Annotated in this window: 13 protein-coding genes and 1 pseudogene; 11 read left to right on the top strand and 3 right to left on the bottom strand. The window is 42.7% G+C overall.

Annotation, left to right across the window (positions count from 1 at the left end; genetic code table 11):
• Positions 1–275: 275 nt before the first annotated feature.
• The 6 genes from HZC12_05080 to HZC12_05055 all read left to right on the top strand — a co-directional run bounded on the left by HZC12_05080 (position 276) and on the right by HZC12_05055 (position 7,379).
• Positions 276–890 carry a DUF502 domain-containing protein gene (locus tag HZC12_05080; protein MBI5026100.1) on the top strand — a complete coding sequence of 205 codons (615 nt, stop codon included), beginning with the start codon at positions 276–278 and terminating at the stop codon, positions 888–890.
• On the top strand, positions 887–2,314 hold the full coding sequence (gene glmU, locus HZC12_05075; protein ID MBI5026099.1) for a bifunctional UDP-N-acetylglucosamine diphosphorylase/glucosamine-1-phosphate N-acetyltransferase GlmU: 1,428 nt from the start codon (positions 887–889) through the stop codon (positions 2,312–2,314). Before HZC12_05080 ends, glmU begins: the two co-directional genes overlap by 4 nt.
• A gap of 56 nt (positions 2,315–2,370) precedes the next feature.
• Positions 2,371–4,200: a glutamine--fructose-6-phosphate transaminase (isomerizing) gene (glmS, locus tag HZC12_05070; protein MBI5026098.1), complete on the top strand. Its 1,830-nt coding sequence runs from the start codon at positions 2,371–2,373 to the stop codon at positions 4,198–4,200.
• A gap of 305 nt (positions 4,201–4,505) precedes the next feature.
• Complete coding sequence (locus HZC12_05065) at positions 4,506–6,617, top strand: UvrD-helicase domain-containing protein (GenBank protein ID MBI5026097.1); 2,112 nt, start codon at positions 4,506–4,508, stop codon at positions 6,615–6,617.
• Positions 6,617–6,904: an Asp-tRNA(Asn)/Glu-tRNA(Gln) amidotransferase subunit GatC gene (gene gatC, locus HZC12_05060; GenBank protein MBI5026096.1), complete on the top strand. Its 288-nt coding sequence runs from the start codon at positions 6,617–6,619 to the stop codon at positions 6,902–6,904. The genes HZC12_05065 and gatC overlap by 1 nt, the downstream gene beginning before the upstream one ends.
• Before the next feature lie 124 nt (positions 6,905–7,028).
• Positions 7,029–7,379 (top strand): aspartate 1-decarboxylase, encoded by a 351-nt coding sequence (locus tag HZC12_05055; GenBank protein MBI5026095.1) that lies wholly within the window; start codon positions 7,029–7,031, stop codon positions 7,377–7,379.
• On the opposite strand, the gene HZC12_05050 is transcribed toward HZC12_05055, so the two are convergent.
• Together HZC12_05050 and HZC12_05045 are read right to left on the bottom strand one after the other, a co-directional pair.
• A complete protein-coding gene (locus tag HZC12_05050) occupies positions 7,380–7,703 on the bottom strand; it encodes a hypothetical protein (protein ID MBI5026094.1) in 324 nt (107 codons plus the stop codon).
• A gap of 108 nt (positions 7,704–7,811) precedes the next feature.
• A complete protein-coding gene (locus HZC12_05045) occupies positions 7,812–8,726 on the bottom strand; it encodes a complex I NDUFA9 subunit family protein (GenBank protein MBI5026093.1) in 915 nt (304 codons plus the stop codon).
• 149 nt (positions 8,727–8,875) lie between these two features.
• On the opposite strand from HZC12_05045, the gene HZC12_05040 reads away from it, so the two are divergent.
• The gene (locus HZC12_05040) at positions 8,876–9,502 is read left to right on the top strand and encodes a transcriptional regulator (GenBank protein ID MBI5026092.1); all 627 of its coding nucleotides are present in this window, start codon (positions 8,876–8,878) and stop codon (positions 9,500–9,502) included.
• Here the strand turns inward: HZC12_05040 and HZC12_05035 are convergent.
• A complete protein-coding gene (locus tag HZC12_05035; protein MBI5026091.1) occupies positions 9,499–10,404 on the bottom strand; it encodes a peptidylprolyl isomerase in 906 nt (301 codons plus the stop codon). The genes HZC12_05040 and HZC12_05035 overlap by 4 nt on opposite strands.
• A 263-nt stretch (positions 10,405–10,667) precedes the next feature.
• On the opposite strand from HZC12_05035, the pseudogene cbiM reads away from it, so the two are divergent.
• The 4 genes and pseudogenes from cbiM to HZC12_05015 all read left to right on the top strand — a co-directional run bounded on the left by cbiM (position 10,668) and on the right by HZC12_05015 (position 13,809).
• Positions 10,668–11,371: pseudogene (cbiM, locus tag HZC12_05030) on the top strand (cobalt transporter CbiM).
• A gap of 2 nt (positions 11,372–11,373) precedes the next feature.
• A complete protein-coding gene (locus HZC12_05025) occupies positions 11,374–11,736 on the top strand; it encodes a PDGLE domain-containing protein (protein MBI5026090.1) in 363 nt (120 codons plus the stop codon).
• Complete coding sequence (locus HZC12_05020) at positions 11,723–12,694, top strand: hypothetical protein (GenBank protein MBI5026089.1); 972 nt, start codon at positions 11,723–11,725, stop codon at positions 12,692–12,694. The genes HZC12_05025 and HZC12_05020 overlap by 14 nt, the downstream gene beginning before the upstream one ends.
• Positions 12,676–13,809 carry an ABC transporter ATP-binding protein gene (locus HZC12_05015; GenBank protein ID MBI5026088.1) on the top strand — a complete coding sequence of 378 codons (1,134 nt, stop codon included), beginning with the start codon at positions 12,676–12,678 and terminating at the stop codon, positions 13,807–13,809. The genes HZC12_05020 and HZC12_05015 overlap by 19 nt, the downstream gene beginning before the upstream one ends.
• Positions 13,810–14,136 lie beyond the last annotated feature (327 nt).

Genomic DNA, 14,136 nt, shown 5'->3' with positions numbered 1-14,136 from the left:
TTAAGATATAGAGAAATAACCGAACGACCTGAAAAAGAACAGAAGAAACCGATTATATTGATTTTCAAAAAGAAGAAGCCTCATATCCCTGCAATGAATCATCCATGGAGGAGGTTTAAGCCAGTGATACAACATAACAGTTATCAACAGAAAGAATTACAAACATGAAAACCGGACATTTCTATTTTGCTAAGAATAGGACATTTCTATTTTGCTTTGACACACCGTGTTTTGTTTATTGAAATAATACGATAAAAAGCTTTATCATATAATTTATGGTTGAATCAATAAGGGCGACCTTCAAGCGCAAGTTTATTGCAGGCCTCTTTGTCTCAGTCCCTGTAATTATCACCATCCTGGTTATTGGCTGGTTTTTTAAGACCATCGATGGCCTTCTCGGCCAGTTTTACGATGAACTTCTCGGCAGACATATAGCGGGCCTTGGTTTTATCTCTGCTGTAGTGCTGATATTTATCGTTGGTATTGTCTCTACAAATGTATTTGGGAAAAAGATTCTGGCCTTTGTAGAAAGGATTTTTCTAAATATCCCTGTTTTTAAAGGCATCTATGCAGCCATAAAACAACTGGTGGATGCCTTTTCACCTGAAAGTAAAAGCTCCTTTAAAAAATTTGTGATTGTTGAATATCCAAGGCCAGGGACTTACGTCTTTGGTTTTCTGACAAAGGAATGCTGCCTGAGGCCTGCAAAAGACGCTGAGACTTGTCTCAAGGCAATATATATCCCTACCAATAATTTGTATCTTGGCGAGATAGTCCTGTTCAAGGAAAATGAGGTTTTCAATACAGACCTTACTATAGAGGAAGGCATAAAGATAATCCTCTCAGGCGGCATTGCAACGCCGGACTATTTAAAGGAGTCCTCAGGATGAGTCGGAAACAGATCGACCGGAGCCTGTGCGCTGTTGTCCTTGCAGCAGGCCTCGGTAAGAGAATGAACTCCATCAGGCCAAAGGTTCTCCATGAAGTTCTTGGAAGGCCGATGCTCCTTTACTGTCTTGATGCTGTAAAGACTTTAAAGCCTGAAAAGTTAATCGTTGTGGTTGGTTTTGGGGAAAGAGAAGTAAAAAAATCCATTAATGATAAATCTGTAATCTTTGTTACCCAGGAAAAACCTCTCGGCACAGGAAACGCACTTGCTGTTGCGGGGAATGCCTTAAGAAGGTTTAAACAGGGCACAATTATTGTGCTCAATGGCGATGCGCCATTAATAACAGGCAGGACATTAAAAAACTTTTTAGGGAAACATAGGATAGAAAAGAATGCATTGTCCCTTCTTTCATTTGTTGATGAGAAGGCTGCAGGGTATGGCAGGATTTTAAGGGACGATAAAGGCCAGGTAGTATCGATTGTAGAGGATAAGGAAGCAGCGGGGAGTCAGAAGACCATTGATGAATTAAACGGTGGTGTTTACGCTATGGAGCCGAAGGTACTGGATTACCTCGATATGCTTGAAGCCAACAATTCATCTGGTGAATATTATTTGACAGACATTGTTGGTATCATCCATAGAAAAGGCTTACAAATTGGTGCGTATAGATGTGACCCTGATGAGCTTCGTGGGGTAAATACAAGGGAAGAACTTTCAAAGGTGGCAGAGGTTTTAAACAAGAGGATTGTATCAGAGTGGATGAGAAAGGGAGTTACCTTTCTCGACCCGGGCAGGTCAATTGTTCATCATAAAGTCTCAATAGGAAAGGACAGTATTATTTATCCAGATGTTTATCTTGAAGGCAATACATCCATAGGCGAGGGAAGCATTGTTTATCCAGGCGTGAGGATAGTAGACACGGTTATCGGCAGAGGTGTAATCATAAAAGATAATACATTGATTGAGGAAAGTACTGTAGGGGATGGTTCAACTGTTGGGCCCTTTGCCCACCTCAGACCACACAGCAATATAGGGAAAAATGTAAAAGTCGGGAATTTTGTGGAGATAAAAAAATCCACGATAGGAAATGGTTCAAAAACATCGCACCTGAGTTACATAGGGGATGCTATTCTTGGCAAGAATATAAACATTGGAGCCGGAACCATAACATGCAATTATGATGGGCTAAAAAAACATCTGACTATGATTGAAGATGATGTCTTTGTTGGAAGCGATAGCCAGCTTGTGGCTCCTGTGAAGATAGGCAGGGGGGCTTATGTTGCTGCCGGCTCTACGATTACAAAGGACGTGCCCCGGGGAGCTCTTGCAATAGGCAGGGCTAAGCAAGAAAACATAAAAGGCTGGGCACTCAAAAAGAAGTTAAAAGTTAAAAGTTTAAAGGTGAAGAGGAATGAGAAAAAATAGTATAAGATTTTATTTTAACTTGTCACCCGTCACTCGTCACTGGTCACTGGTTTAACATGTGCGGCATTGTCGGATATATAGGTAAAAGGAATGCTATTCCTGTCCTCCTCGATGGGCTCAGGAAATTGGAATACAGGGGTTATGACTCAGCAGGGATTGCCTTTTTCAGAAATGGCAGGATAGAGGTAAGACGCTGCGCCGGCAAGATAAGAGACCTCGAGGGTTCCATTGCTGGCAATGACCTGCGCGGCTTTGCAGGGATAGGCCATACCCGCTGGGCAACCCACGGAAGGCCGACAGAGGAGAATGCCCATCCTCACAGGGCAGGTGGGGTTGTTATTGTCCATAACGGCATCATAGAAAACTATCTCGAGCTTAAAAATAAACTCAGGGCTGAGGGCCATATCTTTGCCTCTGACACTGATACAGAAGTCTTGTGTCATTTAATAAGTAGTTACACAGATAAGGGTCTTGACCTTGAGACAGCAACCAGGGAGGCCCTTAAAGATGTAAAGGGTGCTTATGCCCTCGGCATTATAAGAGAAGAAGAGCCAGACAAAATAATTGCAGTGAAGAAAGATTGTCCTCTCGTTGTGGGACTGGGCGAGTCAGAATTTTTTATCTCTTCAGACATCCCTGCCTTTTTAAGTTATACGAGGAATATGATGATCCTGGATAACAATGAATTGGCTGTGATTACGCCGGATGGAGTTTTTATCTCTAAAATCAGTGGTGAGTCTGTTGAGAAAAAAGTGACCAATATAACGTGGAGCCCTGCCATGGCTGAGAAGGGTGGATACAGACACTTTATGTTAAAAGAAATCTATGAGCAGCCGAGGGCGGTGGCAGACACGGTGAGAGGCAGGTTTTCTATAGAAGATGCTGAGGTAAATCTGGATGAGTTTTCTATGCGGACAGAGGATTTACAGAAATTGGACAGGGTCTTTTTTGTTGCATGCGGAACATCGTGGCACGCGGCTCTTATCGGCAGGTACATGCTTGAAGGTATAGCGAGAATGCCGTCAGAAGTTGATATTGCATCTGAGTTCAGGTACAGAGAGCCGATACTTTCTGATAGAAGCCTTGTTGTTGTTATAACCCAGTCTGGAGAGACGGCTGATACCATTGCTGCACAGAGAGAAGCAAAAAGGCTCGGTGCAAAGGTGCTGAGTATATGCAATGTAGTTGGAAGCACATCTGCGAGGGAGGCAGATTATTGCTTTTATACTCACTCAGGCCCGGAGATAGGAGTTGCCTCAACCAAGGCATTCGTCTCCCAACTCGTTGGCCTTTATCTGTTTGCAATTGCAGTTGCGAAAGCAAAAGGAATGTTTACTAAAGAGATGGCAAAGGCTCTTCTTACCGAGCTCCTTGAGCTGCCTGAAAAGGCAGAAAAAGCTCTTGCACTCGATGATTCTGTCGCAAAGATAGCCAGGGAGTTTTTTAAGGTGAAAGATTTTCTTTATCTCGGGAGGGGCATAAACTATCCTGTAGCACTGGAAGGCGCTCTAAAACTGAAGGAGATTTCCTACATTCATGCAGAGGGTTATCCGGCAGGGGAGATGAAACACGGCCCTATTGCCCTCATAGATGATTCACTTCCTGTGCTCGTCCTTGCACCCAGAGATAAAGTTTACGAGAAAGTACTTTCAAATATAGAAGAGGTTAGAAGCAGGGGTGGAAAGATAATAGCCTTTGCGACTGAGGGAGACACAACAGTCTCTTCTTTAGCTTCCCGTACAATATTTGTCCCGGTCGTGAACCAGTACCTTATTCCTGTGTTGTTTGCTATTCCTTTACAGCTCCTGGCTTACCATATAGCAGTGCTCAGGGAGTGCGATGTTGACCAGCCGAGGAATCTCGCTAAAAGCGTAACCGTGGAATAAGCATGTCAATTTTTATGAAAAATTGTTAAAATAAAATCAAAATCCAAACATAAAGGCTTGATAAGTAGCCCCTATTTCTTGAGCCTGTCAGAAACAGGTTTAATGAGGGGCAGTATTTATTTATCTCTTTGGGTAACTTATTAAGGGTCGCATAATTTAATTGACATGGATTAGAAAATCTCCCCTTGCCCCTCTTTGCCAAAGAGGGGTATTATCCCTCCCTTTGGAAAAGGGAGGTTAGGAGGGATTTTACAAATATGTCGTTACAATTATAAGACTGTTAATAACCAAATACAGGAAGTAATATGAATAAGGATGAAATGCTGAAAAACCTCAACCCTCAACAGCGAGAAGCCCTTCTCTATGCTGAGGGACCCCTCCTTATCTTTGCAGGTGCTGGCAGCGGCAAGACAAGGGTTATCACATATAAATTTGCCTACTTTACAAAGGCCCTTAATATTCCTCCGTATTCTATTCTTGCAATGACCTTTACAAATAAGGCAGCAGAAGAAATGAAAGGCAGGATTGAGCATTTGCTGGGTAAGAGTTTAAAGGGTCTATGGGTAGGAACTTTCCATGCCTTGTCGAACAGGATCCTGCGGAAAGAGATAGAGCGGTCCGGGTTGGGATTAACCAGAGATTTTGTAATCTACGACGAAGATGATTCTTGCAGTCTTATACGTTCTATCCTTAAAGAATTTAGAATTCATGAAGCCCTGTACAGAGGTATTGCCTCGAAGATTAGTTCTCTCAAGGCATCCCTGATTGGCCCTGGCGAGTTCATTGCGCAGGGGGATGGTTTTGGCTTTGATGAAAAACTTGCGAGGGTATACGTCAAATATCAGGATAAACTTAAAAGAAATAATGCCTTAGATTTTGATGATTTAATAATGCATACTGTGAGGCTTTTTGAGACATGCCCGGATGTCCTCGGAAAATATCATAAGGAGTTTTCCCACATTTTGGTGGATGAATTTCAGGATACAAATGCTGCCCAATACAGGCTTTTAAAACTCCTTGCAGAAGGTAGAAAAAATCTGTGTGTGGTTGGAGATGACGACCAGAGCATCTATAGATTCAGGGGTGCAGATGTAAGAAATATTCTCTCATTTGAAAAGGACTTTCCTGATGCCAGGATAGTAAAGCTTGAGCAGAACTACAGGTCAACTCAGAACGTCCTCTCTGCTGCGGATGGTGTTATTGCCAAGAATCCGTCGAGAAAACCTAAAAAGCTCTGGACAGAGAGGGGTGATGGAGAAAAGGTATATTACTGCGTTACTGACAACGAGGCAGAAGAGGCGCGATACATTGCGAGGGCCATCAGGGAGTTTTATCTAAAAGGAAAACATCCATTCAGCGATTTTGCCGTTCTTTACAGGGTGAATCTCCAGTCGAGGATTCTTGAGGAAACCTTCAGGTCTGAAGGTATCCCTTACCACATAATTGGCGGGGTCAGTTTTTACCAGAGAAAGGAAATAAAAGATGCCATAGCCTATCTGAAGGTAATTGCCAATCCTCAAGATTCGGTAAGTCTCAGGAGAATTATAAATTGCCCGCCGAGGGGTATTGGAGATGTAACACTATCTAAACTGGAGCAGGAGGCGAAAAAGAAGGACATCGGGCTTTTTGAAGCCATGAAGCTTATTGTAAAGGGCAATGGAAGTGCTTCAAGCCTAAAAGAGAAAATCATAGACTTCATTAAAACCATAGAAGACCTGATCTCCCACCAAAACATTAATGTCAGAGACCTCCTTGATTTGATTTTTGAAAAGACAGGATACCTCAAATGGGTCGAGGAAGAACGTGCTGAGAACCTTATGGAACTTCTAAACGCTGCAGAGGGTAAAGATTTATACAGCTTCCTGGACACTGCAGCCCTTTTTACTGGCATGGATGAAGAGCAGAGGTCCAATTCAGTTACCCTGATGACTTTACATAGCGCCAAAGGACTTGAATTCCCTGTGGTCTTTATTGGCGGGCTTGAAGAAGGCCTTTTGCCGCATTTTCATGCAATTAAAAATCCTGAGGAGCTTCAGGAGGAACGCAGGCTTTTTTATGTGGGCATGACAAGGGCAAAGGATATACTTGTACTTACAGGGTCAAAAACGAGGAGGCTGTATGCGGCTATACAGGAACAGGAGCCATCCAGATTTATCATGGACATACCTGCGGAGTATTGTCGTTGTTTTGAGAGGAGGCCCCGGACAGTATCCCTTAGCAAAGCTGTTAAAACTCCAGAGGATTTTACGCAATCCTCTCCCTTTGCTGTCGGGGCAAGGGTTAAACACCCAAAATGGGGTGTTGGCGTTATCAGGGATTTTTACGGAGAGACAAATGACCCCAAGGTAATGGTAAACTTCTCGTCGGTTGGTGTAAAAAGGCTTTCACTCAAGCTTGCGCATCTTGAGAGGGTATAATGGTAAAAGAGCACATCGATATTGAGCATATTGCTATACTTGCGAGGCTCAAACTTACAGATGAGGAAAAAAGACTTTTTTCAAGACAGCTCGGCAGTATTATTGAATACATGGGAAAACTCAACGAACTTGATACCGCCTCAATAGAGCCTACATCTCATGTCCTGCCAGTAAAAAATGTCTTCAGAGAAGACGAATTAAGGCCGTCGCTCCATAAGGATAAAGCCCTTCAAAACGCTCCGGATAAAACAGATGATTTTTACAGGGTGCCGAAGATAATAGAATGATAAATAGAGCAGAAGAGCAGAAGTGCAGAAGTGCAGAAGTGCAGAAGAGAAAAAAGACTTCCAAACTTCCGAACTTCCGAGTTTCTGAACTTCCGAGGTGTATCACTTGTCACTGGGTGCTGTTATGTTAAGGTGCATGCTCAGGGCAAAGATACATATGGCTACAGTTACAGACTCAAACCTCGCCTATGAAGGAAGCCTTACTGTTGATGAGGCAATACTGAATGCTGCTAACATCAAACCATATGAGCAGGTTATGGTCAGCAATCTCAATAACGGTGAGAGGTTTGAAACCTATGTTATCCCTGGAGAAAAGAACTCAGGGGTTATCTGCCTTAACGGCCCAACAGCAAGAAAAGGCATAACAGGGGATAAGATTATTGTGTTCTGTTATGAGTACTACACCGAAGATGAACTTGCGGCCTTTACCCCAAAGATTGTAAGGCTTGATGAAAAAAACAGGATAGTTGAATAACTATCTCCTGTAGTGCCTGTACCGCGGTGGATAACACCTCTTCGGAAGTCTATGCCACGGCCCCCTTTCCCTCTCGCTATAAAACCATACACCGTCCCAGTAGTAATAATAGGTAGCACCATAGAAATATACATGCCTTTCAGGAACCACAACTACTGGTGGAAGAGGTTGAACAACAATATGAGGCGGGGGAGCTACAACAACAGGCGGCCCTATTATTATAAGGGCTGGAAGGGGTTCTATGTATGTCCCTTCTGGTGTGACGTGGGTAACGCATCCTGTAAGGAGCAGAGAAAGACAGATAATTTTTAGTAGAGCTTTCATTTTATATATCTCCTTTCTATTATAGAAAATAGGTTTTCACTTTCTACTTCTTACTTCTCAGTTCTTACTTCTTACTTTATTAGACCCGCTCAAGCCCCATTCGTTTACTTATCCCCTTTCCTCAGGTGTTATGAAGTTCTTTAAAGCCTCTTTGAATTTTATTGGCTCAAAACCGAAGTTTTTCCTTACACTTCCGATGTCAGTTATATTGTCCTTTTCAAGGAGTCTTAGCTGTTCTACTGTTGCAGGAGGTGATGGGAGAAGTTTCTCTGCCATCCATACGCCGAATTTCGCAAAAACTGAAGGCACGTGAACAAGAGATTTTTTAATTTTCATAGAGTCAAGAATTTCTAAAACCATCTCGTTGTAAGTCAGATGCTCTGGCCCGCCAAACTCGTAGGTCTTATTAATAGAATCAGGGTTATCCAGGATTTTCAAGAAACACCTGACCCAGTCTCCAACAAATATAGGCTGAAATTTAGATGTCCCTGCCCCTGGAATTGGTATCACAGGGCTTTTTTTGATTATTTCTCTGATCTTCTGTGTAAATCCATCCTCAGGGCCAATTATTAGAGATGGCCTGAAAATAGTATAGGAAATTCCGCTGTCTCTGACTATCTCTTCTGCCTCAGCCTTGGTTTTATGATACCTGGCCCAGGAATTTATGTCCGCACCGAGGGCGCTCTGATAAAAGAAATGCTTTACTCCTGCCCTGATTGCTTCATTGACAAGATTCTGAGTACCATCAACATGGACAGACTGAAAGGTGAGGGGGCCTTTTTCCTCTATTATTCCAACAAGATGTATGACTGTATTACAGCCATTGAGCACGCCTTTGAGTGACTTTGCATCAGTAATATCACCTATAGCTACTTCAGCACCCCTTGCCCTACAGAGCTGAGCACGCTCAGCATTCCTCGCAAGGCATTTTATCTTAAAACCCTTTTCTATAAGGGTGTTAAAGAGGTGACTTCCTATAAATCCAGTTCCGCCTGCAATAAAAATCATGTTGCTTTTACCCAAATCCAGGCATAAAGGTTTTAATAAGCAGGGCTGGCTTTCGCTTACTACGAATAGAAAATACTATTATTTTCCCACACTGTCAAGAAAATAATAGTATTTTATTTAAATATTTACAAAGGTTTAAGGATGTGTTAGTTTTAATCTGTATTATGGAAGTTATATTAGAGGAAAATCCTACAAGAAGGCAGATCCTATCACTCCTTAAAAAAAAAGGTGCACTTTCTATTGATGAGCTTAGCAGGGCAATAAACATAACCCCCATGGGTATAAGACAACATTTAATATCACTTGAAAAACGCGGTTTTGTAGGTTATATAACCAAAAAACATGGTATTGGAAGGCCGGGCTTTCTTTATCAGCTTACAGAAAAGGCTGACGACCTTTTTCCCAGGGCATATTTCAACTTTGCCCAGGGGCTCCTTAATGACATAGAAAAGCACGATGGCCGAGAGAAAGTTGATAAATTATTCCAGTGGAGGATGCGGCGGTTGTTGAAATCAAAAGAGGCACTTTTGGTGGGTATGCCCCTTTCTGAAAGAGTCAATACCCTCGTGGGGCTTCTTAACGAAGAAGGTTATTTTACAGAACTTGAAAAACTTCCTGATAGCTTCAGGATTGTGCAGCATAACTGCCCTATTTATAAACTTGCCCAGAATTACCAGGAGGCATGCACTTATGAAATATACCTGTACAGGGAGCTTCTCCGTGCCAATGTCGATAGAACAGCCTGTATGGGAAGCGGTGATACTGCCTGTGAATACAGGGTAAGGCCTTAAGGTTTCCCTTTAGATTGCCCCTGTGGTTTATCTTTTTGTTCTGGTGTCTTTTGCTCCTGCATTAAGGCCTCAAGTGCTTCCTTCTTCACGGTTATCTTGCTTGTTTTTTTGAGACCTTCTATGTAAGAGTCAAAAAGGCTCTTCTGCCGTTCTGCTGTTAAGCGTCTTTCGATCACACCCTTTACCTGTTCAAATTCAACGGCCTTGCCTGTTTTCCTGTCCGTCACCTTTATAAGGTGATAGCCAAACTGGGTCTTAACAGGGCTACTCACTTCACCTGCTTTGAGGGCAAAGGCAGCCTTCTCAAATTCAGGTATCATCTGGCCCTTGCTAAAAAATCCCACATCGCCTCCATTTTTTGCGGATTCTGCATCAAGAGAGAATTCCTTTGCGAGCTTTGCAAAATTTTCACCCTTTTTAATTTTCTCAAGTAACTTTTTTGCTTCATCTTCGGTCTTCACAAGGATATGGCTTGCCCTAACTTCTACTCTGGCCTTAAACTCCTCAGAGTGTTTTTCGAAAAAATCCTTGATGTCCTTTTCATCCACCTTCACCTTGTCCTGTATTTCTGTTTTGAGTATCATACTCACGAGATTAATCTTTTTAAACTCTTCAAGTTTTTTCTGAAAATCTTTATCTTTTTCGAGCCCTTTCTTTTTTGCCTCCTGATAGAGGATCTCTCTCTTTATCATCTCATCGAGAAATCGCTCTTTGCCCTCTTTATTTTCAAACATGCCTCTGGCAAAATCAGGCAGGGCCTCCATCTCAGATAGAAATTCCTCTTTTGTGATCTTTGTATCATTGACAACAGCAAGGACAACTGGTTCTTCCTTTTTTGGGGCGCATCCAGAGGCAAATATAACAACATTCATTACGACCATCACTACTAATAGTTTTTTCATTAATTCCTCCTTTTGTTTGCTCTCGTTTATAGCATATAATAGTCAACTTTTACAATCTTTTTTTACATAGATTTAAACAACATTTGAGAATTGCCTTGACAGACTGTTTTGTCGTGTGATATTTTTCTGTAGAAACAATAGCCATGAAGGCTTTAATAAAGGCCAGCAGGTCTTGAAAAAAGTCTTTGTGGCTTTTTTATTTCCACTTTACCCCGTTTAGAGATAAATCTCTAACTGTGTCAAATCATTAATGGAGGTTTTAAGTGCATATACCTGATGGATATCTGGGGCCGATAACATATGGCGGACTATGGGCTGCAATTGTGCCTGTATGGATTTATGCATCTAAAAAGATAAAAGAGACACTAAAGGCATCTCAGGTTCCACTCCTTGCCCTTTGCTCGGCCTTTAGTTTCGTTATCATGATGTTCAATGTGCCAGTACCAGGCGGCACAACAGGTCATGCAACAGGTGCAACTTTAATTGCAATATTGTTAGGGCCCTGGCCTGCAATAATTTCTGTCTCCATTGCCCTTGTCATTCAGGCACTCATATTTGGTGATGGAGGGATAACAGCAATTGGTGCCAATTGCTTCAATATTGCATTTGCAGAAGCGCTTGTGGGATATGGGATTTATAGGCTAACTTCAGGGTCGAGGGTCAAGGGTCAAGGGTTAGATGTTAAAAAAACTCGTCACTCGTCACTCGTCACTTAATAGGAGCAGGCATAGGCGCATATATAGGGATAAACCTTGCTGCCTTTCTTACTGCCGTTGAACTGGGTATTCAACCGCTACTCCATGTAGGTGCCGATGGAAGGCCGCTCTATAGCCCATTCCCTTTGAGCATCGCTATACCTGCAATAATGTTAGAGCATATATTTCTTTTTGGAATTGTTGAGGCATTGGTTACTGTGCTTGTGCTTCTGTATATTCAGAAGTCACATCCAGAGCTGATAAGGGGGTAACAATGGAAAGTTCAAAGTTCAAAGTTAAAAGTTCAAGGTATAAGAAACTCTGGATTGGGATTGGGATATTGATACTGCTTGCACCGCTTGGGTTGATTATCCCGGAACTTTTTAAGGCAGGGGGCGCATGGGGTGAATGGGGCATGGATGAGATTGAAAAGATTGCAGGATATGTTCCACACGGACTTAAAAAACTGTCGGAACTCTGGAAAGCTCCGATTCCTGATTATGCGTTTTCAGGTTGGGACAAAGGACTTAAGTCATACATAGGCTATATATTTTCTGGGATAATAGGCGCTGCTCTGGTTATAGGAATATCAATGCTCATAGGGAAAATTTCTGCGAGGAAGAATGGAAATTCCTGAGTGGCTCAGGACAGTGACAAGTGACAAGTTACAAGTGACAAGTAAAGAGAAAAGCGCGTTATTTAAAAGACCGAAGGAAAGGTTTCTCGATAAAACTCTCCGCCATATTGTCTCATTTACCGAAGACATTATGTTCAATGAAAGGGTCTCCTTTAGGAAGGGTTTTTTACAGAGGGTTGAACCGAGGTTAAAGATAGTCAGCCTGCTGCTGTTTATCGTTATGCTGAGTTTTCAGAGGTCTATAGAGGGTATTGCCTTATTTCTGGCCATCTCCCTTTTTATGGCCTTTACATCCAGAGTACCTGTCTTTCTTTTATTGAAGAGGCTCTTTCCTGCTGTTTTATTTACAGCATTCATAGCCATGCCTGCAATGTTGAATATAATTGTGAAGGGTGAATCACTGTTAACGCTATATACATTTGAAAAAACTTACAGCCTCGGCCCGATAACCATTCCAGCAGAACTATCAATAACAAGACAGGGGTTACTCAGTGCATTAACTCTATTTTTGAGGGTTGTTGCATCTGTCTCTATAGTCTTTCTTTTGACCCTGACAACACCACCAAACAGGCTTATGAAGTCAGTCTCATCTTTTATGCCAGGGGCATTGAAATCCATAGTCTCTATAAGCTATAGATACATCTTCTTTCTTGTGAAGAAGGTCGAACAGTTCATAATGGGCTTCAGGTCAAGAAATATCTCGTCACTCGTCACTCGTCACTCGTCACTGATTGGACAGAGGTGGGTTGCATCGAGGATGGGTATCCTTTTTTCCCTCAGCCTTAGATTAAGCCAGGACCTTGAAAAGGCAATGGAGTCGAGGGGCTATAAGTTTGGAGTTAAGAGTTCGGAGTTCGGAGTTTCAACTCACGACTCACGACTCACGACACACGACATTCTGTGGCTTATCTTCAGCGTAATATTTATGGGGGCTATGCTTTGGAAGTCTTTAATGTAGACAGGCTGTCTTACACATACAAAGATGGCAAGAATGCCCTTGATGGAATTTCATTTTCTGTTAACGATGGAGAGAGCCTGACTATTGTCGGCACTAACGGCTCAGGCAAATCAACACTCCTTTATCTGCTTGACGGTCTCCTGATGCCTGAATCAGGAAGCATAAAAATATTTGGCAGGGATTTAAATAATGGATTTCTGCATGAGTTCAGGCAGAGGGTCTCACTTTTGTTTCAGAATCCTCAGGTACAACTCTTTTCACTGAGTGTATGGGATGACCTCTGTTTCGGTCCAATACAACTCGGCCTGAGTGGCGATGAAGCAAGAAAAAGGGCTGAGGATGTTCTTCGGCTACTCGGTATCGAGCACCTGAGAGAGAGATGCCCCTGGAACCTGAGCGGAGGGGAGATGAAGAAGGTTGCCATTGGCACATGTTTGAGCATAAACCCTGATGTAATGCTTCTTGATGAGCCTACAACAGGCCTTGACCCGAGGAGCCAGGTTGAAGTTATTGACTTAATAAATGCCCTCAGAAAAGCTGGCAAGACAATAATTGTGGCGACTCATGACCTGGGCATTATCGAGGACATATCAGACAGAACCATTGTCCTCGGCGAGGACCACAGGGTTCTGCTTGAGGGTAAGCCATGGGAAGTAATAAAAAATACCGAAGCCCTTCTTGATGCAAACCTCATACACAGGCATACCCACAGGCACTGCTGGTATGTTCATGAGCACAGCCACTTCGGAGGGCATGAACATGAACACATAAATGTATATGATGCGTCGGAGGAGACAGAGGACAATGAAAATCACCCCTCCCCCATCCCCCTCCCTCCCCGGCCTCGTTCCGCGAAGCGGGGCGGGCAAGGGGAGGGGGCGAGGGGGAGGGAGGTTATCTGCGAAATGACAGATTTGGAAAAATTAAAGAAGCTCCTTGAACACTGGATGCAACATAATACTGAGCATGCAAAGACCTACACTGAATGGGCTGGGAAGGCAGAGGCTATGGGTGAAAATGAGCTCGCAAAGACATTAAAAGAGATTGCGGATGAGACCGCAAGGATGGAAAAGCTGTTTCAAAAGGCGAAAAAGGTTATGAATCATAGATCATGAATTTGAGAGAACGAGGGGATGAGGTAAGGGTTGGGTGAAGGGAGGTGGTAAAAAATTTGACATCTTGACAATTATCTTGTCCTCTGTTACGTTTTGAGCTAAATATTAAAAGCTTTTAGGGGAGGGTGGCTTTGGTATTCGGTTTGCGCAGACAGACAGACAGACAGACAGACAGAATTTAGGGCTTATCAGAATAGAACCCGTTGAGACAGAAGGCCATAGCATATTCTTGTTATGGCCTTTTTAATTTTTGTATTTGTATAGGGGGATTACTGTGAGAAAGTATAGTTCTTCGAAATGTGTTGTTCTTCTTTTATTAGTTGTTAG

The sequence above is a fragment of the Nitrospirota bacterium genome (genome assembly GCA_016214385.1).
Lineage (GTDB): Bacteria > Nitrospirota > Thermodesulfovibrionia > UBA6902 > JACROP01 > JACROP01.
This window is presented reverse-complemented; position numbering and strand designations above follow the sequence as displayed.

What these genes read in the sequence shown, in the direction of transcription:
- HZC12_05080 (MBI5026100.1), top strand. Translation starts at nt 276, where the DNA reads ATGGTTGAATCAATAAGGGCGACCTTCAAGCGCAAGTTTATTGCAGGC.
- glmU (MBI5026099.1), top strand. Translation starts at nt 887, where the DNA reads ATGAGTCGGAAACAGATCGACCGGAGCCTGTGCGCTGTTGTCCTTGCA.
- glmS (MBI5026098.1), top strand. Translation starts at nt 2,371, where the DNA reads ATGTGCGGCATTGTCGGATATATAGGTAAAAGGAATGCTATTCCTGTC.
- HZC12_05065 (MBI5026097.1), top strand. Translation starts at nt 4,506, where the DNA reads ATGAATAAGGATGAAATGCTGAAAAACCTCAACCCTCAACAGCGAGAA.
- gatC (MBI5026096.1), top strand. Translation starts at nt 6,617, where the DNA reads ATGGTAAAAGAGCACATCGATATTGAGCATATTGCTATACTTGCGAGG.
- HZC12_05055 (MBI5026095.1), top strand. Translation starts at nt 7,029, where the DNA reads ATGTTAAGGTGCATGCTCAGGGCAAAGATACATATGGCTACAGTTACA.
- HZC12_05050 (MBI5026094.1), bottom strand. Translation starts at nt 7,703, where the DNA reads ATGAAAGCTCTACTAAAAATTATCTGTCTTTCTCTGCTCCTTACAGGA.
- HZC12_05040 (MBI5026092.1), top strand. Translation starts at nt 8,876, where the DNA reads ATGGAAGTTATATTAGAGGAAAATCCTACAAGAAGGCAGATCCTATCA.
- HZC12_05035 (MBI5026091.1), bottom strand. Translation starts at nt 10,404, where the DNA reads ATGAAAAAACTATTAGTAGTGATGGTCGTAATGAATGTTGTTATATTT.
- HZC12_05025 (MBI5026090.1), top strand. Translation starts at nt 11,374, where the DNA reads ATGGAAAGTTCAAAGTTCAAAGTTAAAAGTTCAAGGTATAAGAAACTC.
- HZC12_05020 (MBI5026089.1), top strand. Translation starts at nt 11,723, where the DNA reads ATGGAAATTCCTGAGTGGCTCAGGACAGTGACAAGTGACAAGTTACAA.